21 protein-coding genes are annotated in these 23,359 nt (G+C 61.0%); 9 read left to right on the top strand and 12 right to left on the bottom strand.

Annotation, left to right across the window (positions count from 1 at the left end):
- Nucleotides 1–22 precede the first annotated feature (22 nt).
- A complete protein-coding gene (locus BK665_RS27960) occupies nucleotides 23–652 on the top strand; it encodes a Vgb family protein (protein WP_123409748.1) in 630 nt (209 codons plus the stop codon).
- A 133-nt stretch (nucleotides 653–785) separates the two neighbouring features.
- On the opposite strand, the gene BK665_RS27950 is transcribed toward BK665_RS27960, so the two are convergent.
- The 7 genes from BK665_RS27950 to BK665_RS27900 all read right to left on the bottom strand — a co-directional run bounded on the left by BK665_RS27950 (nucleotide 786) and on the right by BK665_RS27900 (nucleotide 7,177).
- On the bottom strand, nucleotides 786–1,574 hold the full coding sequence (locus tag BK665_RS27950; RefSeq protein WP_123409746.1) for an alpha/beta hydrolase: 789 nt from the start codon (nucleotides 1,572–1,574) through the stop codon (nucleotides 786–788).
- Nucleotides 1,575–2,394: 820 nt separating this feature from the next.
- Nucleotides 2,395–3,858, bottom strand: a complete 1,464-nt coding sequence (locus BK665_RS27925; protein WP_123409744.1) for a GDL motif peptide-associated radical SAM/SPASM maturase — start codon at nucleotides 3,856–3,858, stop codon at nucleotides 2,395–2,397.
- 102 nt (nucleotides 3,859–3,960) lie between these two features.
- Nucleotides 3,961–4,548 (bottom strand): DUF1842 domain-containing protein, encoded by a 588-nt coding sequence (locus BK665_RS27920; protein ID WP_123409743.1) that lies wholly within the window; start codon nucleotides 4,546–4,548, stop codon nucleotides 3,961–3,963.
- 54 nt (nucleotides 4,549–4,602) lie between these two features.
- Complete coding sequence (locus tag BK665_RS27915; protein ID WP_123409742.1) at nucleotides 4,603–5,244, bottom strand: DUF1842 domain-containing protein; 642 nt, start codon at nucleotides 5,242–5,244, stop codon at nucleotides 4,603–4,605.
- Between the two features lie 37 nt (nucleotides 5,245–5,281).
- Nucleotides 5,282–5,470 carry a DUF1843 domain-containing protein gene (locus BK665_RS27910; RefSeq protein WP_123409741.1) on the bottom strand — a complete coding sequence of 63 codons (189 nt, stop codon included), beginning with the start codon at nucleotides 5,468–5,470 and terminating at the stop codon, nucleotides 5,282–5,284.
- Between the two features lie 294 nt (nucleotides 5,471–5,764).
- Nucleotides 5,765–6,652, bottom strand: coding sequence for a YghX family hydrolase (gene yghX, locus BK665_RS27905; protein ID WP_123409740.1), 888 nt, complete (start codon nucleotides 6,650–6,652; stop codon nucleotides 5,765–5,767).
- A 24-nt stretch (nucleotides 6,653–6,676) separates the two neighbouring features.
- Nucleotides 6,677–7,177 (bottom strand): transporter suffix domain-containing protein, encoded by a 501-nt coding sequence (locus BK665_RS27900; RefSeq protein ID WP_123409739.1) that lies wholly within the window; start codon nucleotides 7,175–7,177, stop codon nucleotides 6,677–6,679.
- A gap of 169 nt (nucleotides 7,178–7,346) precedes the next feature.
- Here BK665_RS27900 and BK665_RS27895 point away from each other — a divergent pair, with 169 nt between their 5' ends.
- From BK665_RS27895 to BK665_RS27880, 4 genes are all read left to right on the top strand, one after another.
- On the top strand, nucleotides 7,347–8,882 hold the full coding sequence (locus BK665_RS27895) for an efflux transporter outer membrane subunit (protein ID WP_123409839.1): 1,536 nt from the start codon (nucleotides 7,347–7,349) through the stop codon (nucleotides 8,880–8,882).
- Complete coding sequence (locus BK665_RS27890) at nucleotides 8,875–10,014, top strand: HlyD family secretion protein (protein WP_123409738.1); 1,140 nt, start codon at nucleotides 8,875–8,877, stop codon at nucleotides 10,012–10,014. The genes BK665_RS27895 and BK665_RS27890 overlap by 8 nt, the downstream gene beginning before the upstream one ends.
- Entirely contained in the window at nucleotides 10,004–11,020 is a 1,017-nt protein-coding gene (locus BK665_RS27885; protein ID WP_123409737.1) for a DUF2955 domain-containing protein, read from the top strand. The genes BK665_RS27890 and BK665_RS27885 overlap by 11 nt, the downstream gene beginning before the upstream one ends.
- An 89-nt stretch (nucleotides 11,021–11,109) precedes the next feature.
- Nucleotides 11,110–11,688 carry a DUF4337 domain-containing protein gene (locus tag BK665_RS27880; RefSeq protein ID WP_123409736.1) on the top strand — a complete coding sequence of 193 codons (579 nt, stop codon included), beginning with the start codon at nucleotides 11,110–11,112 and terminating at the stop codon, nucleotides 11,686–11,688.
- Between the two features lie 403 nt (nucleotides 11,689–12,091).
- Here the strand turns inward: BK665_RS27880 and BK665_RS27865 are convergent, their stop codons facing one another.
- Nucleotides 12,092–16,234 (bottom strand): CheR family methyltransferase, encoded by a 4,143-nt coding sequence (locus BK665_RS27865; RefSeq protein WP_123409733.1) that lies wholly within the window; start codon nucleotides 16,232–16,234, stop codon nucleotides 12,092–12,094.
- Between the two features lie 330 nt (nucleotides 16,235–16,564).
- Complete coding sequence (locus BK665_RS27860) at nucleotides 16,565–18,328, bottom strand: L-lactate permease (RefSeq protein ID WP_123409732.1); 1,764 nt, start codon at nucleotides 18,326–18,328, stop codon at nucleotides 16,565–16,567.
- Nucleotides 18,329–18,635: 307 nt separating this feature from the next.
- Here BK665_RS27860 and BK665_RS27855 point away from each other — a divergent pair, with 307 nt between their 5' ends.
- Complete coding sequence (locus BK665_RS27855; protein ID WP_123409731.1) at nucleotides 18,636–18,890, top strand: hypothetical protein; 255 nt, start codon at nucleotides 18,636–18,638, stop codon at nucleotides 18,888–18,890.
- Between the two features lie 6 nt (nucleotides 18,891–18,896).
- Here BK665_RS27855 and BK665_RS27850 read toward each other — a convergent pair whose 3' ends face one another.
- Nucleotides 18,897–19,157, bottom strand: coding sequence for a hypothetical protein (locus BK665_RS27850; protein WP_123409730.1), 261 nt, complete (start codon nucleotides 19,155–19,157; stop codon nucleotides 18,897–18,899).
- 454 nt (nucleotides 19,158–19,611) lie between these two features.
- Here BK665_RS27850 and BK665_RS27840 point away from each other — a divergent pair, with 454 nt between their 5' ends.
- Together BK665_RS27840 and BK665_RS27835 are read left to right on the top strand one after the other, a co-directional pair.
- Nucleotides 19,612–20,697, top strand: coding sequence for a hypothetical protein (locus BK665_RS27840; protein ID WP_123409728.1), 1,086 nt, complete (start codon nucleotides 19,612–19,614; stop codon nucleotides 20,695–20,697).
- A gap of 2 nt (nucleotides 20,698–20,699) precedes the next feature.
- A complete protein-coding gene (locus BK665_RS27835) occupies nucleotides 20,700–21,053 on the top strand; it encodes a DUF1428 domain-containing protein (RefSeq protein ID WP_054614290.1) in 354 nt (117 codons plus the stop codon).
- A gap of 14 nt (nucleotides 21,054–21,067) precedes the next feature.
- On the opposite strand, the gene BK665_RS27830 is transcribed toward BK665_RS27835, so the two are convergent.
- Nucleotides 21,068–21,262 (bottom strand): hypothetical protein, encoded by a 195-nt coding sequence (locus BK665_RS27830; protein ID WP_123409727.1) that lies wholly within the window; start codon nucleotides 21,260–21,262, stop codon nucleotides 21,068–21,070.
- Nucleotides 21,263–21,322: 60 nt separating this feature from the next.
- Between BK665_RS27830 and thpR the strand changes: the two genes are divergently transcribed.
- Nucleotides 21,323–21,889, top strand: a complete 567-nt coding sequence (thpR, locus tag BK665_RS27825; RefSeq protein WP_123409726.1) for an RNA 2',3'-cyclic phosphodiesterase — start codon at nucleotides 21,323–21,325, stop codon at nucleotides 21,887–21,889.
- Nucleotides 21,890–22,183: 294 nt separating this feature from the next.
- On the opposite strand, the gene BK665_RS27820 is transcribed toward thpR, so the two are convergent.
- Nucleotides 22,184–23,281 carry a polyamine ABC transporter substrate-binding protein gene (locus BK665_RS27820; RefSeq protein ID WP_123409725.1) on the bottom strand — a complete coding sequence of 366 codons (1,098 nt, stop codon included), beginning with the start codon at nucleotides 23,279–23,281 and terminating at the stop codon, nucleotides 22,184–22,186.
- Between the last annotated feature and the right edge of the window lie 78 nt (nucleotides 23,282–23,359).

The raw sequence follows: 23,359 nt of genomic DNA, 5'->3' as shown, positions 1-23,359 counted from the left end.
AACCCAAGACGAGGAATACCTCATGAAACACTCAGCAGCCGAAATCATCCGTGAATATGGACCCTTTACCGGGGTCGATGCCGTGCATGGCGTGAGCTGGGACGGCCAGCATGTGTGGTTCGCCAGCGGCGAAAAACTCAATGCCCTGGACCCTGCCAGCGGCCGGACCCTGCGCAGCATCGACGTCATCGCCGACGCCGGCACCGCGTTCGATGGCGAGCACCTGTACCAGATCGCCGCCGACCGCATCCAGAAAATCGACCCCAAGACCGGCCGCGTGCTCCACTCCATCCCCGCGCCGGGCAACAGCGACTCCGGGCTGACCTGGGCCGAAGGCGCGCTGTGGGTCGGCGAATACCGTGACCGCAAGATTCATCAGATTGATCCCGAAACCGGCGCGATCTTGCGCACTGTCGAGTCCAACCGATTTGTCACCGGCGTGACCTGGGTTGAAGGCGCGCTGTGGCATGGCACGTGGGAAGGGGATGAGAGCGAGTTGCGCCGGGTTGATCCGGCCACGGGCGAAGTGCTGGAAAGCGTGAAAATGCCGGCGGGTGTGGGCGTTTCCGGGCTTGAGTCCGATGGGGGCGATCAGTTTTTTTGCGGGGGTGGCGGGAGTGGCAAGGTGCGGGTGGTGCGGCGGCCGAAATGAGTTTCTATCGATAATTTTGCAGAGACTGTCCGGGCCTCTTCGCGAGCAAGCCCGCTCCCACATTGGAATGCATTTCCCTGTGGGAGCGGGCTTGCTCGCGAAGGGGCCGGATCAGACAACCAAGATCTAACAGTTACAAGCCACTCCCAATCAACTTCAAATAATCAGGGCTTTCAGAAATCGAATTGTGCCCCGCACCGGCAATCACCTTCATCGTCGCCACTCCCTGAATAAACTGCCCATACAGCCGCACCGTGCTGGAACGCGGAATCACGTCGTCATGTTCCGCCGCGATCAACAGCGTCGGCACGCTGATATGCGCAGCGTATTGGCCCGAATCAAAGGTGTCCTTCAACAACCACTTCACCGGAAACATCTGGTACTGGCGCGCAGCGATTTCCAGAACGCTGTTGTAGGGCGTGATGAGGATCAGCCGCGTCGCCGGACGTTGGCTGGCGAGGCGGATCGCAACGCCGGTGCCGAGGCTGCGGCCGACCACTGCCACCTGCGGGTGTTCGGCGTAGACCCGGTCGAACAAGTCCAGGGCATCCCGGGCGATCGCCTCTTCGGACGGCGACCCGGTACTGCCACCGAAGCCCCGGTAGTGCATCAGATAGATTGCTTGATCGGGGAAGGCCTGGGAAAAGTCAGGCAGGTTGCGCGAGACGTCCTCGGCATTGCCGCCGAAGTAGATCAACGCCTTGGGACCGTTGTGCGGCCGGATGGATACCTGCAAATCCGCATCCGCCACCGACAGCTTGAGCACCGTGTCGGGAGTGGCGATGGCGCTGGGTTGCGGGAAGTAAATCAACGCGCGCTGAAACACGAACAGCGCCACGCAGAGCAGCAGGTAAAGAGCCGCAACGGCTACGAGGATGTACACCAGGATTCGTGGCATTCGGCTGATATTTCTGAGTGACATTGACGGCTCGGGGGTTGACGACGGTGGTCGCTGATCACTGTCGAGTCTAGCCGCAAACACCAACCACCACAGGCCCACCTGTAGGCGCGAGCTTGCTCGCGAAAGCGGAGTGTCAGCCGACATCCCTGTTGAATGTGCCGGCCTCTTCGCGAGCAATCTCGCTCCCACAGGGGATTTGCGGTGGGCATAAATCTGACGATCAGCCCCGGACAATGTGGGAGCGAGCTTGCTCGCGAAAGCGGAGTGTCAGCCGACATCCCTGTTGGATGTGCCAGCCTCATCGCGAGCAGGCTCGCTCCCACAGGGGATTTGCGGTGGGCATAAATCTGACGATCAGCCCTGGACAATGTGGGAGCGAGCTTGCTCGCGAAAGCGGAGTGTCAGCCGACATCCCTGTTGAATGTGCCGACCTCTTCGCGAGCAAGCTCGCTCCCACAGGGGATTTGCGGTGGGCATAAAATCTGACCATCAGCCCCGGACAAAGTGGGAGCGAGCTTGCTCGCGAAAGCGGAGTGTCAGCCGACATCCCTGTTGAATGTGCCGGCCTCTTCGCGAGCAGGCTCGCTCCCACAGGGGATTTGCGGTGGGCATAAATCTGACGATCAGCCCCGGACAAAGTGGGAGCGAGCTTGCTCGCGAAAGCGGAGTGTCAGCCACAGCCGATGCTGGATGTGCCGGCCTCTTCGCGAGCAAGCTCGCTCCCACAGGGGATTTGCGGTGGGCATAAATCTGACGATCAGCCCCGGACAATGTGGGAGCGAGCTTGCTCGCGAAGAGGTCGGCACATTCAGCATACATGTTGGCTGCAAGCCCACTCCCGCTACATCAACGTACTCTGCGGCAACCCCAGCAGCCCGGTCAGCGTATCCATGATCCCTTGCTGCCGCGCCCGATCGGCCTGGTGCCCGGCTTCGGCGGCGGCCACGTCGGCGGCGCAGTGGGGGCAGGTGACTTCGTGTTTATAGATGTACTGCAAACAGCCGCGACACAACGCCAGTTGCGTCGGAATTCGCCCTTCATCCGGTGATTTCTGCCCTTGATTGGCCCACGCCAGTTTGATCACCTGCCCACTGTCGTTGACGCTGCTGACCATTTCACCGGTCTCGATTCGCTCGGTGATCAGGTCAAAACGCCCCACTGCAAACGACTTCTGCGCCGCATCCTCAAGTTTGACGATACGTTCGCGCAGCCCGCGTTTGTGCAGGTCCAGTGCGCGGTAATGGCAGTAGGGGTTGTTGCCCGGTTTGCCGAGCAGGGAATGTGAAGTCCAGGTGCAGCCACCCCGGCAGACGTCGTTGTAATAGCAGCCGCGGCAGTAGCCCCACAGGTCGTCGACCGAGCGCAGGCGGCCGAAGTGCATGCCTTCGCTGTAGTGCCAGATGTCGTGCAGGCTCATGTTGCGCACATTGCCGCCGGAGAAGCCGACGGTGGCCAGGGACGGGCAGCCTTTCACCGTGCCGTCGGCCTCCAGCGCCAGCACCGTTTGCCCGGCGGCACAGCCGCTCCAGTGCACGCGTTCGTCGCCGAAGCCACGCCACATGTGCTCGTACGGGCCGTAGTAACCGATGTTGTTGCCGACGTTCATCAGCAAGCCGCGATCCACGCCTTCGCGGTACAGACGTGCGAGCAGCGGCATCACTTCCAGCAGTTGGTAGGGTTGCAGCAACAGCTCCGGATGATCGACGGCATTGCCCATGGCGACGGTCAACTGAATCTGCCAGTGGGTGGCGCCGAGGTCGATGATCAGGTCCATCAGCTGCGGCAAATCGGGCAGGGTCGCGGCGCCGATCTGGGTGTTGACGCTCACCGCCATCCCGGCCTGTTTGGCCCGGCGCAGAGTGTCCACGGCTTTGTCGAACGAACCTGCGACATTGCGCACTGCGTCATGCAGCGGCGCCAATCCGTCCAGGGAAACGCCGACGCCATTGAGCCCGGCATCCACTGCCGCCTGCATTTTCGCTGGGGTCAGGTTGCGGCCGCCGGTCTGGATCGCGCAGTACATGCCGTGGTCGTGGATGGCCTGGATCAATCGGGTCCAGTCCTTGCGCAGATAGGCTTCGCCGCCGATCAAAGTGATCTCGCGGGTGCCGAGGGCCGCCAGGGAATCGATGACGTCCAGGCATTCTTGGGTGTTCAATTCATCGGGTCGGCGATGGCCGGCGCGGGAGCCGCAATGCAAACATTTGAGGTCGCAAGCCAGGGTGATTTCCCACACCACATGCACCGGTACGTAGCGCTTGAGGTCGGTTTCACTGAGGTAGCGGGCAGGGCGATGGTCTGACATGGGAAATCCTTGCGCACAGCCTTGTGCGCGGCACGAATCCATCGAAAGTGTGGCGAGGAAGTGAGCTCCCTCGCCACAGATGACTCATCGATAGCGGACCGGTTAACGGGCTTCCAGACGGGCAATCTCGGCGGTCAACTGCTCCAGCGCACCGCGCAGGGCGCCGCTGTGGGCCAGTTGCTGTTCAGCCTGGCTCACCACCGATTTCAACTGCGCCAGATCACCGCTGGCTTGCGCCTGCTGGACCGCGACGGCGTAGAGCGGTTGAGCGTGATGCGGATGCTCGGGGATCGGCTGAAGGGTGATCGGGGCCTGGCTGACGGCGGCGTGTTTGACCGCATGCCAGGTGCCACCTTCCTGATACTTGTAGTCGACAAAACCACTGGCCCAGTCCGCGCCGAGAATGCCCCTCAAACCGAAGGTCTGGGCGATCTGGCTGAGCGGGCCGCTAGGGCTGCCATCGAGGGTGAGGATGATGTGGCTCTCGGCCGTCGGCACCAGTTTGGCCTCCGAGTATTCACCCCAGACCCGGGCGCGGAAGTTGAGTGGCGGCCAAGTGCTTTGGTAAATGCTGGCAACCCCGCTGACTTTCTTTTTAACCGTATCCACCAGCAAGTCGAGGGTCAGGACCGGCGCGCCGAGCAGATGATTGCTGACGGTGAGGCGAGTGTGAAAAAGTCCGATTGACATGGTGTAACTCCCTTAGTTGTTTTCAGGACAATCCAGGCACCTGCGGTGACCGGGTCAGCGGCGTTCCAGCCGGCTGATTTCGCCCTTGGCGGCTTCCAGTGCAGTTTGCAGTTGTGGTTGCTGATCCAGTTGTTGCCTGGCCAGGCTCGCGAGGTTTTTCATCTGCGCCAGGTCACCGCTGGCAATGGCGCTCTGAATCGGCGCGGCATACAGCGGCATGATGTGCGGATAAGGGGCCTGTGGCGTAATCACCGGGCCGGGCTCCAGGGGCGGGAAGGCGCTGGAGCGCACAGCTTCGCTCAGATGCGCAGGCACATTGTTGACCTCGACCCAGCGCTGGCCATCGAAGTATTGATAGTTGGCGATCCCGGCTTTCCAGTCGGTGCCCACCACCAGTTGAATCTTGAAGTTCACGATGGAATTGGAGCCTGGACCACCCTGATTGCCCTGGGCGGTGATCAGGATTTTGCTGACCCCCGGCGACATGACGGTGAGGTAGGTGTATTCGCCCCAGACATCGGAATCCAGATCCAATGGCGGATTGATTGCCTGAGTAATGTTTGCTGTACCGCTGACTGTTTCTTCAGGGGTAAACACCAGCAGATTAAGCGCCAGGGTTTGTGCACCCGGTGCCGAAGTACCAATGCGGTAGGCGAGCGGGAACAAGCCAACCGGTTGTTGATTAGAACCAGACATGGATATTGCCTCCATTGCAATAAGGGGGAAAACAGAACTAGTGTTTTTCCTGGCGCGAAACTTCCTTGGCCAGTTTTTCGTAGGCCGTCTGAAGTGCCTTGGTTTCGGTCTTGGAGGCGTCGCGTTGTTTTAGCAGCGCCTTCATTTGTTGCAGATTGCCTTCCGTGATCGCGTCATGGATGGCGGCCCCGTACGGGGGGATGGGATGAGACGAAGAATGGCTCATAGCGACTCCTTCCGTGGTGTTTGCAAATACTGCTTGATCAGCAGTTTTTGCAGTTAAGCAGGAGTCTTTGAATATGCAATCCTCAATGCAGGCACTTTGCCTGTTAAATTTTTAATACGCTATTTGCTAATAGCGAAGTGCCTGGGATGCTCCGTTTGCTTATTAAGATTGGCGATCAGCATTAATGTAGCGAGCCTGTTTCTCATAAATGGAACTCGTCTTTATCGCCAATTAATTATGAGCCGGCTATGCATTATTCCGCTCTAAGCAGCAGTGCCAACGGCTATATGTTTACTACGCCAAATAACGCTTGAACCAGTCCAGGGTCCGGCCCCATGCGAGCTTTGCCGCAACTTCGTCGTATCTGGGCGTGGAGTCGTTATGAAAGCCATGGTTTACGCCGGGGTAGATGTAGGCTTCATAGGTCTTGCCCGCCGCTTTCAATGCCTGTTCGAACGCCGGCCAGCCTTCGTTGATGCGGGTGTCGAGTTCGCCGTAGTGCAGCATCAGCGGTGCCTTGATCCGGGGCACGTCTTTGCTCTTGGGCTGGCGACCATAAAACGACACCGCCGCTGCCAATTCCGGATAGGCCACGGCGGCGGCATTGACCACGCCACCGCCATAACAGAAACCGGTGATGCCGACTTTGCCGGTGCTCGCGGCGTGACTCATCAGCCATTCGATGGCGGCGAAAAAATCATTCATGAGTTTTTCCGGGTCGACGGTCATTTGCAGCTCCCGGCCCTTGTCATCGTTGCCGGGATAGCCGCCCACCGAGGTCAGGCCATCCGGGGCGAGGGCGATGAAACCGGCCTTGGCCACGCGCCGGGCGACGTCCTCGATGTAAGGGTTGAGCCCGCGGTTTTCATGCACGACCACCACCGCCGGCACCTTACCCGTGGCTTTTGCCGGGCGCACCAGATAGCCGCGCACCTGGCCGTTGCCCTTGGGCGAAGGGTAGGTGATGTACTCGGCGAGGATGTCCGGATCGGTGAATTCCACTTGCTCGGCCAGGGCGTAATTCGGGCTCAGGGCGGCGAGCAGGGCGGACGCGGTCAAGCCGCCGAGGGCGAACAACGCCGCCCGGTCAAGAAACTCCCGGCGGTTGATCTGGCCGTGGACGTAGTAGTCATAGAGTTCCAGCAACTCGGGGGCGAAGTCTTTCGCGGTCAAACGGGTCATTGGCCGGTTTCCTGTTGATTGCACCTAGGCATTGGCCACCCTGGCGGTGCGGATGAACAACGCCCGCACCTTGTCCCAGAAGTTGCCCCCCAACACAAAAAAACTGCCGATCAGCATCAGATCCCCGAGCAGTTGCAACTGCCAAAGATTGGGCCGCAACCCCGGCCAGATGCTGTCGACGTAGGGTTCGAGGAAGGCGCAGATCAGCGGCAGGCAAAACATCACCAGGCCGATGCGATGCCGAACCGGGCCCACTTCCGTATCGGCACTGGGCGCCAGCGAAGTGACGTAGCCGAACACACTGCGTTTCAACTGCTGGAACCCGGCCTTGCCCATCACCGCAATGACCAGGATTAGCAGCACCTTGTTACTGATAAACAGCACTCCCGTCAGCGCCGCCACTTTGGAGCCCGGCACCCCGACAGCCGCCGCCAGCGGCACCATCAGCCACGAGCCCAGCATCACGCACAAAATGACGATGCCCAGTTTGAAGCGCCAGCCGGCGGAATGGGGTTGGGTGGTCATGACGGTTACCTTCTCGAGGGATGGCGGTGTTGACGGCACTTGAAAAGCGTAGCAGCTGTCACGGGGATGCGAACGAGTCGGCGTTTTGCACTGCCCGGCTTTCGATGGGGCGTCTATGCTCCAGTCATCTTCCTTGGCCGGGAAATAACCTATGCATTCACGTGCCGCCATGCTGACCCGGTCGGGGCCGCTCTTGCTGCTGGTGCTCGGCTTCAGCGGTTGCGCGCGCGTGGGCCCGGACTTCCAGCCACCGGGCGAGGAGTGGGTCAAACACTGGAGCACGCCGGCCCTGGAACAGGCCAGCGAGCGCGGCGAGAACCCGGATCTGCGCCAATGGTGGCAAGTGTTCAACGACCCGGTGCTCGACCAATTGATCACTGACGCCGACGCGCACAACTCCAGCCTGAAAATCGCCGGCCTGCGGGTCATGGAAGCGCGGGCGCAATTGGGCATCGCCCAGGCGGCGCGTTATCCGCAACTGCAGCAGGCCAATGTCGATTTGCTCTACGCCGAGCGCCGTCAATACAGCGGCAGCAATCCCAGGAACAGCAATTTCTGGCAATTCAGCGAAGGCTTCGACGTCGGCTGGGAGCTGGATTTCTGGGGCCGTTTCAGCCGGGCCATCGAGTCCGCCGATGCCAGCTACTTCGCCGCCCAGGCCAACTACGAAGACGTGCTGGTGCTGCTGCGCGCCCAAGTGGCCGACACGTACTTCTCGATGCGCACCACCGAAGCGCGGTTGCGCGTGGCCCGGGACAACACGCGGCAACAGAAGCGCAGCCTGGAGATCACCCGCAAGTTGTTCACCAGCGGCCAGACCGCCGAACTCGACCTGCAACAGGCCGAGACTCAATACCTCGGCACCCTGGCCAGCATCCCCAGCCTCGAAGATCAGTTGCATCGCACCCGCAATGCCCTGGCGGTGCTGACGGGGCAGGCGCCGGGCACGCTGGCGCAGGTGACGGCCAATGAAGAACTGATCCCGCTGCTGGACCGCGCCGTGTTGCAGGACGTGCCGGCCAACCTGCTGCTGCGTCGCCCGGATGTGCGCGCTGCCGAGTTGAACGTCGCCGCCCAGTCGGCGCTGATCGGTGTGGCGGTCAGTGATTTCTACCCGTCCCTGACCTTGCTTGGCAGCATTTCCTGGACCGCCACTTCCGTGGGCGGCAGGCCGAACAATCTGGATTTTGTCGGCGGCCCGAGCCTGCGCTGGAACCTGTTCGATCACGGTCAGATCAGCAACAACGTGCGGGTCCAGGATGCGCGCTTGCAGCAACTGATCGAGACTTATCGCGACACCGTGCGTCAGGCGGCCCGCGAGGCCGACGATGCCGCCAACGGCTTGAGCCAGTCCCTGGAGCGCGAACGCATCCTGCGCCAGGCGCAAGTGGCGGCCCAGCGTTCGCTGGTGTTGGCCCGTGCGCAATACAGCGAAGGGTTTTCCGACTTTCAGCGGGTGCTGGATGCGCAACGGGCGCTGCTCGAACAACAGGACAATTACCTGGTCAGCCGCAGCAATGCCGTGAGCAACCTGATCGCCCTGTACAAGGCCCTCGGCGGTGGCTGGTACGCCGCGCAACCGATTCTCGACCACGCCACCCGCAAGCAAATGGAAAACCGCACGGACTGGGACGGACTGCTCGATGAAGCCGCCGTCACGCAGCCGGTCTTTCCCCAATCCGACAAGGTGAACACGCATGAGTGAAACCGCGCCGCCCGCTGTCGACACCCCTGCTGCCAAGGCACCCGTGCCCGCCGCTGATCCGGCGAAAAAAGGCATCAAGTGGGTGTTGCTGCTGATCCTTATCAGCCTCGCCTGGTATTTGCTGGCCGACCGCTATACGCCATACACGCAACAGGCGCGGGTCGGGGCGTTTGTGATTCCGGTGGCGGCGGAGGTGGCGGGGCGGGTGACTCGCGTGAACGTGCGCAACAATCAGGATGTCCGGGCCGGTGACATTCTGTTTGAGGTCGATCCGCAGCCGTATCAAATCGCCGTGGACCGCGCCCGGGCCGACCTGGAATCGACCCGCCGCCAGATCGGCGCCAGCACTGCCGGCATCGCCTCGGCGCAAGCCGGGTTGCGCTCGGCCCAGGCCAATGAAACCCGGGCGCGGCAGGACAGCCAGCGGCTGGAAGGCTTGTACCGCGCCGATAAAGGCACGGTGTCGGTGCGTCTGTTGGAAGTGTCCCGGGCTACCCTCGAACAGGCTTCCAGCCAGGTCGCCGCAGCCGAGGCGGAAGTGCAACGGGCCAAGGAGCAGGAGGGCGGCAGCGATGCGGAGAACGCGCAGATGCGCAGCGCCGCGACGGCGTTGTCGAAAGCCGAACTGGACCTGGCCAACACGCGCATCGGTGCGCGCTCCGCCGGGTTGATCACCGACCTGCGCACCGACGTCGGCCAGTTTGCCGCCGCCGGCAGCCCGGTGATGACCCTGATCGCGATCCATGACGTGTGGATCACCGCCGACATGACCGAGAACAACCTGGGCCTGATCAAACCCGACACGCCGGTGGCGATCGTCCTCGATGCGTTGCCGGGAGAGGTGTTCCAAGGGCGCGTGCGCAGTGTCGGTTACGGCGTCAGCGTCGGCCCGAGCACCCAGCCGGGCAGTTTGCCGAGCGTGCAGAACAGCCGCGACTGGCTGCGCCCGGCCCAGCGTTTTCCGGTGGTGATCGAGTTCGATGAGGATGCGGTGAACCTGCTGCGAGACAGCCGTGCCATCCGTGCTGGCGGGCAGGCCGAGGTGATGGCATTTCCGGCGTCGGGCAATCCGTTGAATCCCCTTGGCCGGTTGTTTTTCAGTGTGATGAGCTGGCTGTCGTATGCCTACTGAGCGCACGTTTCGGGACCAGCGTGCGTTACGCCTGGCCACGGGCACGGCGCTGTGCCTGGCCGCCAGTTTCGGCCTGGCGTTGCCAATTCCCTTTCTCGCGCCGGTGCTGGCGCTGTTGTTCCTCGCCACCCTCAATCGGCCGTTGCCGCTCAAGGCCGGGGTGGTGCTGGCGCTGGTGGCGGCGCTGACCACGGGCATCGGGCTGTTGTTGATTCCGTTGCTGGGCCATTACCCGGTCAGTGGCTTGCTGCTGATTGGCCTCGGATTGTTCCTGGTGTTTCGCTTTGGCTTGCGCGGCGGTAACAACCTGATCGTGACCTTCCTGGTGATCGGCCTGACCATGATTTCGGCGGCCGGCACGGCCAGTTTCGAGTTGGCGCTGTTGGTCATCGGTGCGTTGGTCAAAGGGTTGTTGCTGGCGGTGATGGGGGTGACTGTGAGTCATGGGCTGTTTCCCGAGCCGGTCAATGCGCCGCCGTCGCCTGTCGCGCCGAGGCTGGCGGCCGAAGAGGTCGATCGGGTCGCGCTGCGGGCCACGTTGATCGTGGTGCCGGCGTTTCTGTTGGCGCTGATCGATCCGGCGAGCTACCTGCCGATCATCCTCAAGGCCGTCAGTCTCGGTCAGCAGAGTTCCACCACCACGGCGCGCCATGCCGGGCGCGAGTTGTTGGGCTCGACGCTGCTCGGGGGTGTGCTGGCGATCCTGTTCTGGTGTGCCCTGAGCCTGTTCGTGCACCTGTGGATGTTCTTCCTGTGGATGCTGCTGATCGGCCTGGTGCTGGCGCGCAAACTGTATGCGCTGAGCCCGACCCGGTTCTCGCCGGGGTTCTGGCTCAACACCCTGATCACGCTGATTATCCTGCTGGGTCAGTCGGTGCAGGACAGCGCCGCCGGCAAGGATGTCTACAGCGCATTCGCCGTGCGCATGGGGCTGTTTATCGCGGTGACGTTGTACGCCTGGCTGATGGTTCATCTGCTGGAACAGCGCCGAGTGCAGCCAGCCTGAACCGTGGCTGAACGATTAGCCAATGGGAGCACTTTTGCCCAGGCCGGCCCTTACACTTCGCCACCTGTCCAACCCCTGAAGTCAAAGCCATGTCTGAAGCGTTCGAAGTCCCCAGCCCCCACGAACATCATGTCGAACACGTCACCCATCACAGCCATGGCAGCGGCGATAACTTCGCCAGCAAAATTGCAGTGATGACGGCGATCATGGCGACCATCGGCGCCTTGCTCAGCTATCAGGCCGGGTCCACGGAAAGCGAAGCGGCGATGGACAAGAACAACGCCGCCATCGAGAAAACCGAAGCGTCCAACCAGTGGAATTACTACCAGGCCAAATCCAGCCGCCAGAACCTCTCCGAACTGGCGACCCACATCCCCGGCCTCGACGCCACGCACTACGCCGCCGAAGCCGAGCGCTACAAAAAGGAAAAGGAAGTGGTGCGTAAAAAAGCCGAAGCGCTGGAGGAAGAGGTTCGGGTCTGGGATGAAAAGTCAGAACAGGCCTTACACCAGCACCACCGCTGGGCCCAAGCGATGACTGCGATCCAGATTGCCATTTCCCTGGCAGCGATTACCTTGCTGACGCGCAAGGAATGGCTCAAGCGAGTCGCCTACACCGCCGCCGGCGTGAGCGTGGTGTTGGGGACACTGGCGTGGTTGCATCTGTAACAGACACACCCGATCAACTGTGGGAGCGGGCTTGCTCGCGAAAGCGGTGGATCAGTCGACATTTGCATCGTCTGACACGACGCCTTCGCGAGCAAGCCCGCTCCCACAGGGAGTCCGAGGATGTTTGCCGATTGGGTGTACGACGCTAAACCCTTGTGGGAGCGAGCCTGCTCGCGAAAGCGGTTTGCCAGTCAACATTGATGCTGGCTGACACGACGCTTTCGCGAGCAAGCTCGCTCCCACAGTTGATCGATGTCGGACGCAGGTTCTGTGAACACCACCATCCCCCTGTGGGAGCGAGCTTGCTCGCGAAGGCGTCGTGTCAGCCAACACAGATATTGACTGGTACACCGCCTTCGCGAGCAAGCCCGCTCCCACAGGGATTTGTGATGTACCTGTTAACTCAGTCCGTGCGCGATTGCCGCAGTTCTTCAATGGTTTCGATCAGCGCGTCGTAGGACACCGGTTTGCCCAGGTGCCGGTCGAACCCGGATTTGCGGGATTTCTCGATGTCGATTTCTGCGCCGTAACCGGTCAAGGCAATCGCCGGCACTTGCTTGATGTGCGGCAGTTCTCGCAAGGCGCGCATCAAGTCGTGGCCGCTCATGCCTGGCATGCCGACGTCGGAGACCACCACGTCATATTGGCCAGTCTGGGCCGCTTCCAGGGCCTGGCGTGGTTCGGCGAAAGCGATGACGTGGGCGTCTTCCATTTCCAGCAGCATTTTCATCGTATTGAGGACTTCCCGAGAATCATCCACCAGCAGCACGGTGAGGCCCGCCAGGCGCCCGGACTGTTCACCCGTCTGGTTCGAAGGCATGACTTTGTCATGGGGTTGGCTCAACGGCAGCAGCACGGTGAAGGTGCAACCCTGGCCGAGCCCGGCGGATTTGACGTCGACACTGCCGCCATGGGCTTCGGTCAATTGCCGCACCAACGACAGGCCGATCCCGAGGCCATCCCGTTGGTGAGTCGCGTGCTGATTGACGGCTTGGCCGAACAAGTCAAACACCTCATGCAGGCTCTCGGCGCTCAGGCCGACGCCACTGTCGTGCACGTCGAGCCGGGCCATGCCGGCGTCGCGGGTGGCGATCAAGCGAATCTGGCCGCCCGAAGGGGTGAACTTCAAGGCATTGTTCACCAGGTTCCAGATCACTTGCTCGACCCGGGTCGGGTCGGCATTGATCATCAACGGTCCGTCTTCAGGCAGTTGCAACATCACATCAACGCTTGGGTGAGCGTTGATCACCACCTGATAGACGTCTTGCAACATCGGTTTCAAATCCACGGCACTGCGCTTGAGCCGCAGCTTGCCGGTGCGCACCCTCGCGACATCGAGCAAATCATCAATGATCCGCGCCTGGCTGCTGACCGCATCGCAAATGGTGTTGACGGCTTTTTCCGCCGGGTCCGTGGTTTTGATCACTGGCAGGCGTCGCAACAGTTCGGCGTTGAGTTGGATCAGGTTCAGCGGATGCTTGAGTTCGTGGGACATCACCGCAAAAAACTCATCCTTCAAATGGCTGCTGCTCTGAGTTTCCGCCAGTTGCTGGTTTTGCTCTTCGTGCAGGCGCTTGTGCCCGGTCAGGTCCCGGGCGATTTTTACGTAGCCCTGCAGGTTGTCGCCCCGCAGCAGGGTAACTTCGCCGCTGCAGAAGAAACGGCTGCCGTCCTTGCGCAGGTGCCAGCGTTCGTCTTCGTTGCGGCCGTGGGTGCGCACCGTTTGCAGCTCGTTTTCCGGGACGCCGGCGGCGCGATCTTCCGGCGAGAAAATGAAGTCGTAATAAGCGCCTTCGGCCTCGGCTTTGCGGTAGCCGAAGATCAGTTCCGCGCCTTTGTTCCAAGTGGTGATGATGCCCAGTTCATCGAGGGTGATGATCGCGTAGTCGCGGGTGCTCTCGGCCACCAGGCGCATGCGCTCTTCACCCATGCGCAGTTCTTCTTCGGCGGCATGACGCTTGGTGATGTCGATGAAGGTCAGCACGGTGCCGTCGATGTGATCGGCGCTGGAGCGGTAGGGCAGCAGGCGGGCGATGTACCAACGGTTATCGGTGCTGCTGACTTCACGCTCGATCATGTTCAGCGACTCGAACACCTGCGCGGCATCGCCCGCCAGGTCTTCGTAATCCAGGCGATGGGTGATGTCGAGCAGCGAGCGTCCGGTGTCCACCGGCAACATGCTGAAGATATCCGTGGCCCGGGGCGTGAACCATTTGATGCGCATGCTGCTGTCGACGAACACCGTGGCAATGTCGGTGGAGGCGATCAGGTTGGTCAGGTAATCGTTGATCTTGTCGGTTTCTTCGACTTTGGTTTTCAGCTCGAAGTTGACCGTCAGTAACTCTTCGTTGATCGACTGCAACTCTTCCTTGCTGGTCTCCAACTCTTCGGTAGCCGAACGCAGTTCTTCGTTGATGGCCTGCATTTCTTCGTTGGAAGCCTTGAGCTCTTCGCTGGAGACTTCCGACTGTTCGATGGTGTCCTGCAACTGCAACTTGGTGCGCTGCAATTCCCGTTCAAGGCTGGACAACACCTGGTTTTCCGAGTGCAGCGGATCACCGGTGGCAGCGTCGGCGGCGTCGACTTCAATCTCTTCGAACATCACCAGCACGAACTCGCTGTCGGAGTCTTCGTCGCGGTAAGGATGCGCCACAAGGCCGACCTTATAGCTGCGTTCCTCGCGCTTGATCACCACCGGCCGGGACTTCGCCATCTGACTGCCTTGTTGCGCCTGGAACAGCGTGGTGCGCAGCTCAAGGCGCAGATCCGGCAGGATCAACGTCAGCAAATTGCGCGACAGCTCGCCGCCAACATGACGCAGGAAACGCCCGGCGCTTTCGCTCATGTGCAGGATGTCGGCATTGGCGTCGACGATCATGCTTGGCGGTGCGGAGTGTTCAAGGGCGCGTTGGTGGATGTCGGCAAACGACAGTTTGCGCGGCTTGCTGCTGGGTGGTGCCTGGCGGGTAATGTCGGTTCGCACATAGCCTCCACGGGGCATGGTCGGGGCACGCCGGCTGTTGCCGGCGCCCGTTTTGGCCCGGAAGATCCGGTTGCGTTTATCGACCGGGGCAAACAGGTCGTGGCAGGCATCCGCGCTCTCGGAGGTGCCCAGGAACAGGAAGCCTCCCGGGCGCAGGGCAAAGTGGAACATCTGCAGGATTTCGCGCTGTACTTCGCGATCCAGGTAGATCAGCAGATTGCGGCAGACGATCAAATCCATGTGCGAAAACGGTGGATCGGACAACAGGCTGTGCTTGGCGAACAGCACTTTTTCGCGGATTTCCTTACGAATCCGGTAGTGCTGGTTTTCCTTGGTGAAATAGTGACGCAACCGCGTCGGCGGCACATCGGTGATGATCGCCTGCGGATACGTGCCGCTGCGGCCGACGGCGATGGCGCGCTCGTCGATATCGGTGGCGAACAGCTGCAACGACGCCTGACTGGCGTCCAGTTGCATCTGATCGTTGACCAGCATCGCCAGGCTATAGACTTCCTCACCCGTGGAGCAGCCCGCCGACCAGACGCGGATTTCTTCTTTTTCCGGGTGGGCCGAAACGGCGGCGCTGACCAGTTGTGGCACCACGTCCCGCTCCAGGGCTTCGAACGCTTCGCGGTCGCGGAAGAAGTTGGTCACGCCGATCAGCATGTCGGCCAGCAACGCCTTGGTTTCCTCGGGGCTGCTCAACAGATAGCGATAGTAGGAAGCCAGGTCCGGCTGCGCGGTGACCTGCATCCGCCGCTCGATCCGGCGCAACACGGTGGCGCGCTTGTAGTGCTTGAAGTCATGGCCGGTGCCGGCGCGCAACTGGATCAGCACATCGCGCAGCAGTTGTTCGGAGGCCACCGCGTCGCGCTCGGCGAGCGTGGCGATGGTTTGCTGGTCCGTGTCGTCGGCGGCGGGCAGGGAAATGGCCTGGGCATTGCGCCACAACTCCAACAGCTTTTGCGGCATTTCCACGACGGGCAGTATCAGGTCAACCATCTGGGTGTCGATGGCTGCGCGGGGCATGCCGTCGAACTCGGCGTCTTCCGGCGCCTGGGCCAGGGTCACGCCGCCCTGTTCCTTGATGCGCGACAAACCCACCGCGCCGTCGGAACCGGTGCCCGACAACACCAGGCAAAACGCCCGTTCACGGTGCACATCGGCCAGGTCGCGGAAGAACAGATCGATGGCGCAGGTGCGGCCCAGTCGCGGGTCGGAGGGACTGACTTCGAGATTGCCGTCATTCATCGCCAGGCGATGGGCCGGGGAAATCACATACACATGATTGCGTTCGATGGGCACCGTTTCGGTGACCTGCAGGACCGGCATCTGGGTCGATTCCTGGATGATCCGGTCGGCAATGCTTTCGTGATCCGGCGACAGGTGAAGAATGATCACGAAGGCCATGCCGTTGTCCTGGGGCATGTTTTCGAAAAACAGTTTGATCGCTTGCAGACCACCGGCAGACGCGCCAATGCCGACCACACCAAAATCGAGTGGGTGCAGCGGGTGTTGCTTTGAATCGGCAACATTGGACGATGGGTCGGATGAAGTGGTCATGCCTGAGCCTTGAAAAGGCGACGTCCTGCGCCGCGACATAAATGATTAGGCTTGCGCCTGCCTCGTGGAATCATCGGCAGGGTGAATTTATGACTGCAATGCAATCAGCGACATGCATTTGCTAGCGCCCACTAAGTGGCGAAGAAATTTAGCATTCTAAACATAAATCGGGCGGACGTTACTTCGGGGGACTGAGTCGACCAATTGATGCGCTCGGGCACACTGGCTCAGTCTTTTAAGCTTAGTCGATTATCAAGGGATAAGCGGCGGCAGCGAAGGTTCCCTGCCGCCCGGTAAATAGGGCTCGCGGGCGCAGGGAACCGGGATGAATCAATGCCCGCCCACCACCATATGCGTGAACGGCGCCACATACGCCTGCAATGTCACCAACCCGCCGACCAGGATCGCCAGCACGATGGAGTGGAAGAACACGTAGCGCAGGATTTCCCCTTCATGGCCGTACCAACGGGTGGCGGTGGAGGCGACCACGATCGACTGGGCGTCGACCATCTTGCCCATGACCCCGCCAGAACTGTTGGCGGCGGCCATCAACACAGGGCTGATGCCCAGTTGTTCCGAGGTCACCCGTTGCAAGCCGCCGAACAGCACGTTGGAGGCGGTGTCCGAACCGGTCAGCGCCACGCCGAGCCAGCCCAGCAGAGTGCCGAACATCGGGTAGAAAATCCCCGTGGCGGCGAAGGCCAGGCCCATGGTCGCGTCCAGTCCCGAATAGCGCGTGAGGTAACCCAGGGCAAGCATCGCCGCGATGGTGATCAGCGAGTAACGCACCACCCACAACGTTCGCAGGTATTGGCGCGCCAGTTGCGGAATCGAATAACCCATCAGCAACCCGCCGAGGATCGCCGCGAAGAAAATGCCGCTGCCAGTGGCGGTGAACCAGGTGAACTTGTAGATCGCATCCTCGGTTTTCGGCGCTGGCACCACGGGCGGCACTTTCTCGACTTGCTGGTGCAGGGTGGTGAAGGTCAGGGCGGGGGAGAAGATCGGGTTGGCCTCGCGCAACGGTTTGCCCTGCGGGTCGAGGGTGGCGGAATGGGTTTGCGGATCGACCACGGCGCGGGTATCGAACAGGTTCTTGAAACCCTGGGTGCCCCAGGCAAACACGAACACCGTGAGGATGATCCACGGCATCCACGCGCGCATCACCGCCGGTTTGGCGTCGCTGGCAAACGTCGCGCTGGCCTCGGGTTTTTGTTCGTGCTCGGGGTCGATTTTCGAGTTGTCGACACGTCCTGACAGGGCGGCTGACGTGTGCACGGTGGCGGGTTTCCAGACCTTGAGGAAACCGGTCAGGCAGGCCATGGAAATCAACGCGGCGATCACATCCACCAGCATTGGTCCGTGGTAGTTCGACACGATGAATTGCGGCACGGCGAAACTGACCCCGGCCACCAGAATCGCCGGCCAGATTTCCAGCATCTTGCGCCAACCGGCAAAGGCCCAGATCAACCAGAACGGCACCAGCACCGAGAAGAACGGCAACTGCCGCCCGACCATCATCGACAGCTCCATCTCATCCAGCCCGGTGACTTTGGCCAGGGTGATGATCGGCGTGCCGAGGGCGCCGAAGGCCACGGGCGCGGTGTTGGCGATCAGCGCCAGGCCTGAGGCGGCGAGTGGCGAAAAACCGAGGCCAATCAGAATCGCCCCGGTGACCGCCACCGGCGTGCCGAATCCGGCCGCGCCTTCAAAGAACGCGCCGAAGCAGAAGGCAATCAGCAGCAATTGCAGGCGCCGGTCGTCGGTGATGCGGGCAAGGGAATCCTGCAGCACCTTGAACGAGCCGTTCTCGGTAGTCAGTCGATGCAGAAAGATGATGTTGAGCACGATCCAGCCAATCGGCAGCAGCCCGTTGGCCGCGCCGAACAGCGCTGCCGTGCCGGCCATGTTTGCCGGCATGCCGAAGGCGAAGATGGCGATCAGCAAGGCGGAGGCAAGCGCCAGCAGGGCCGCCATGTGCGCCTTGATATGAAAAAACGCCAGGGAGGCCAGCATCACCACCACCGGCACTGCTGCCATGATGGTCGAGATCACCGGGTTGCCGAACGGGTCGTAGATTTGCTGCCAGACCATGTTCCACCTCTGCTTTTTATTGTTGGAGGCGCAGATCCTTTGCGGGGTTGGTTGCGTGGAGTATAGGTGGCATTTGGCCGCTGTCCTGTTAGGGGCATGGCTTGGTGAGGGGGGGTGGTTTTGCGGGCCTCTTCGCGAGCAAGCCCGCTCCCACAGGGGAATGCATTTCAAATGTGGGAGCGGGCTTGCTCGCGAAGGCGTCTTCAGAGTCCAAAAAAATGGCCCTATGAAATGCCATGTAAGTGGCTCTTCCAGTAGGACCATTCAACTCATAGCATTGGGCTTCCTCAACAGGAAACCAACCATCATGAAATCAATCGTGAGCTACCCGGCCGCCTGGAAACTGGCCGCCATGCTGATCTGCGCTGCGACGCTGTCCGGCTGCGAACCACCCACCCGCGCGGATTTCATCAAATACCCATCGCTGCGGCAGAAGTGGTCAATGACCTGTGATGCCCGCAGCCACTTGGCTGAAGTCAACGTGAAGGGCTGCGACAACTTGCGTCAATGGCAGAGCGCCAATCAACAGCCCGGTTTGATGAATCATAACCTGGGCAAGTAACGTCAGTTAGAACGTGAACTGGCGAGATGACTGTTGGGCCAGTTCGGCGTCCAGCAAATGCTCGACCAGCACATCATTCAAAAAGCGGAACTGGTCGTTAAGCCCGACCACTTCGTTGCTGAAGTGATTAGCCGCTGCGGGCATCAGCAAGTCTTCGAACTGTTTGTCGAACACCAGCGCGATCTCTTTGCGCGAGACCACGTGTTGCGAATAGTAGTTGGTGCCGAATACCGGGAAACTCACGGCCAGAGTGACGATACGGATCATGACGAGTGCTCCTCGGTCTGGCCGATGTCCAGGAAGAAACGGGAAAACAGGGTCAGGGTGACGGCGGTCAGGGCCAGGCAGGTCAGGAGATGGATCAACATGATGTGCCCCTCCGATTCGGGGTTTGGGTTGGGTATGGGGCGATCCTGCGCCGGACGGTATTTTTGCGGAAGGCATTCGTTGCGATGGTGAATATCGACGGGAATGATGGTGAAAATATTTTCATCGTTCTGGCGGGCCTCTTCGCGAGCAAGCCCGCTCCCACAGGGTTTTGCGTCGTTCACCGATTGTTGTCACCCCGACCCACTGTGGGAGCGGGCTTGCTCGCGAAGGCGGCCTCAAGAACACAGCACAAACTCCAGACGAACGGCCAAAACCCTCCACCTATACTCAACTCAATAGTCTTATGAGCACCGGGCATTTCGCCCGGCAACGACTGTAGGACACCGCGATCTTGAACCTGCGTTCGCTGATCGTCGCCGTGGTGGTGGTGTTGGCGGGGTGCGCCACGTCTACGCGTGCGCCTGATGTAGCGCCGGTCGTGGTGGTGTCGCCGAGCACCTGGCAACAGGTGGACCGGGAGATTGTCGCCGCGTCGCAATCGGCCACCGAACAGACCAGGATCTACGCCCATGGCGCCATGGATTACTGGCGCACCCGGGTCTATCAATTGACCGAAGAGAACTTCATTCCCTGGTTCAGCAGTTACTGGACCCAGGAATGGCTGTCGATGAAGGTCAGTTGGTACACGATCAGTTCCCAGGGCGAACAGGACGCCTCGGCCAAGCGCCTGGCGGCTTATCTGCTGGATCAATACCAGCAACGGGTGTTGGCGCCGGTGGCGGTGGAAATCGATCCCGACGCGATCCTCGGCCTGGCCACGGCGTTCTACGTCGACATCCTCCAGGAAGAATTGCAGAAAATTTCCCAGCGCCACGGCATACCGATGGCGCAACTCAACGGGCGTCTGCAGAAAATCCCGGCGATAGCCCTCGGGCCGCCACCGGCCCGCAACGCTTCGCTGTATCAAGTGGTGCACACCGCGCCGCTCAACACCCTGCCGGCCTACGCGGCGCTGATCGACAAGATCCACAAGGCGGGGGGCGATAAAGGGGTGGATTCAACCGAAACCGCCATGGCGCCGGTGGCCAAGCGTGCCAGTCAACGGATGGAAGCAGAAATGCCCACCCGTGGCGCCGCCAGTGCCGTGGCCGCGGCGGCGGGCAAATTGGCCGGAGGCCTGATCACCGTGGGTGTGGCGGGCATCCGCGCGATCATCCAGGCCAGCGACCGGCCGGACAGCGAAGCGCTGATCCGCAGCAGCCTGGGCAACACCTTCGACAAAGCCTGGACCAAACTGCTGCAAAACCCGACCACCGGGGTGATGGCGGGCACGTTGTACATGGCTGCGCAAATCGAGGGCAACCTGGCGGGGAGCGCCGAAGTACCGTCGGTCAGTTCGGGCAGCGGTGCTGTCGATTGGCGCCCGCCGGGTTCGACTAACCAGCAGATCGACCCTCAACCCCCAGCAGGAGAATGACCATGTCTTACATCGATGGCTTAGTCGCCGCAGTCCCCACCGCCAACCGGGAAAAATTCATCAAGCACGCCGAGATTGCCGCCAAAATCTTCAAAGAGGCGGGCGCCCTAAGCATCACCGAATGCTGGGGCGATGACGTGCCCGACGGCAAGGTCACGTCGTTTCCGATGGCCGTGAAGCTCAAGGAAGACGAAACCGTGATTTTTTCCTGGATCGTCTGGCCCGACAAGGCCACCCGCGATGCCGGGATGCAGAAAGTCATGGTCGACCCGCGCATGCAACAGGACGTCAATCCGATGCCGTTCGATGGTCAGCGCATGGTCTTTGGCGGCTTCAACGTTGTGTTGCAAGCGTAACGGTCGTCGCAGGATCACTCATGTGCCGGGGTGATCCTGCAACTCTTGCGGTTGCGGATCTCGTTGTCCGTCGGCCGCTCCCGCACGAACTCGAAACGCGGCTCACCTTCGCTATAGTGAACCAGCCAGCCCCATTCCAGCTCGGCCTCGTCCTGACCGGGCTGCGGCGGCATCGCCCACCATGGCTCTTTGCTGATGATCTCGCGCATGGCGCCCTCCGGTTGATTCGGTTGGTTCAACTATAACGTGCATGCCAGGAGGTGCCAGGTGTGAGCGACGAATCCCATGAACCGCTTAAACGGCTGTTTTTCGCGTTGGACTGCGCCCCCGAGCAGCGCCGGGCGATTGCGCAGTGGCGCCGTGCTCTGCAACTGCGCAGCGGTCGGTCGGTGCCGGCGGAAAACTTTCACCTGACGCTGATGTTTTTGGGCGCGGTGAGCGTGGCGCAGATAGCCGATATCTGCACGGCGGCGGCGCAGGTCCGCGTGCCGGGCGTGGCGTTGCGGGTGGTGCTGGATCGAGTGGAGGTGTGGCGCAGGCATGGTGTGATGGTGCTCGCCACCGAGCAGGCGTCACCGGAGTTGCTGCGGCTGGTCTACGGTTTGGAGCAGGCAATGTTGCCGTTCGGGTTTGAGGATTCGCCGAAGGAATTTCGGCCGCATCTGACCTTGATGCGCGACTATCGATTGCCGGTGCCTGAGTCCTCCACACCGCCCGAATTTATCCTGCGGGCGGAGCACTTCACGCTGTTCGAATCCCACAAGGGCCACTATCGGGCGTTGGCCGAATGGCCGCTGAGATCACCAGACCAAAAAAAGGCGCCCGAGGGCGCCTGAAGTTCACCTTAACCGAGGAGCCAGGTGAGGCCGTTCTGCGCAGAGCAACGCAGCGGTGGTAAGGCGCTGCTTGAACGGTAAAAGGAAAGCTGAAATTGATGTTGGCTGTCAGGGCCTCTTCGCGAGCAGGCTCACTCCCACAGCGGGTTGTTGTCATTCACAAGTCTGTGTTTCACCCCGGACCCCTGTGGGAGCGGGCTTGCTCGCGAAAGCGATAGGTCAGGCACATTGATGCTGAATGTGCCGCCGTCTTCGCGAGCAGCCCGCTCCCACAGGGGATCTGCCGAGTGTGGGTTATTTGCCGAGTTTCACGCGGGTCCAGCCTCGGGTCATGACGCGCTGCACGCCAATCGGCATGTCCGGTATCGCATACAACGTCGCCATGACGGCCAGGGACGGGTACGACCCCGGATCATCACGAATCGCTTCATCCACCAACGGTGTCGCCGCGGCGTTGGCGTTGCTGTAGCCGATGTTGTTGGTGATCTCGGCGATGATGTCCGGGCGCATCAGGAAGTTCATGAACAGGTAGGCGTTGTCGACGTTCGCCGCGTCCCGTGGGATGGCGACCATGTCGTAGAAGCTGCCGGCGCCTTCCTTCGGGATGCTGTAGTCGATCTTCACCAGGTCGCCGGCCTCTTTGGCCCGGGCTTTGGCCTGCAACACGTCGCCGGAATAACCGACGGCCACGCAGATGTTGCCGTTGGCCAGGTCGGAGATGTACTTCGAGGAATGGAAGTACGCCACCGACGGCCGAATCTTCATGAACAGCGCTTCGGCTTCAGCGATTTGCGCCTTGTCCTGGGAATTCACCGGGTAGCCCAGATAGTGCAGGGCGGCCGGCAGCATTTCCGTTGGCGAATCGAGGAAACTGATGCCGCAGGCTTTGAGTTTTTCTGCGTTTTCCGGTTTGAACAGCAGGTCCCAGGAGTTGGTCGGCGCGTTGGCCCCGAGCACTTCCTTGACCTTGGCCGGGTTAAAGCCGATGCCGATCGAGCCCCACATGTACGGGAAGGCGTGAGCGTTTTCCGGGTCGCTGGCCGAGGCGTTTTTCAGCAGCACCGGGTTGAGGTTTTTCCAGTTCGGCAGCTTCGATTTGTCCAGGGTCTGATAGACCCCAGCCTTGACCTGCTTGGCCAGGAAACTGTTGGACGGCACCACGATGTCGTAGCCGGATTTACCCGCGAGCAGGCGTGCCTCAAGGGTTTCATTGCTGTCGAACACATCGTAGGTCACGCGGATGCCGGTCTCGTCTTCGAACTTCTTGACCGTGTCCGGGGCGATGTAATCCGACCAGTTATAGACGCGCAGAACCTTGTCGTTGGCCTGGGCGCCGGTAGTGATCGCGCCCAATAAGGACAGTGTCAGCAGAGTCCTGCCAAACATTTTCATCGGTACAACTCCATTTCTTTTTTTATTCAAATACGCAAATCAAAATTGCAATGAACATAAAACCCTTTGGCGAAGGAG

Source organism: Pseudomonas frederiksbergensis, assembly GCF_003732665.1.
Lineage (GTDB): Bacteria > Pseudomonadota > Gammaproteobacteria > Pseudomonadales > Pseudomonadaceae > Aquipseudomonas > Aquipseudomonas frederiksbergensis_G.
The sequence above is the reverse complement of the archived record's forward strand: the minus strand, read 5'-3'. Positions and strand labels throughout refer to the sequence as shown.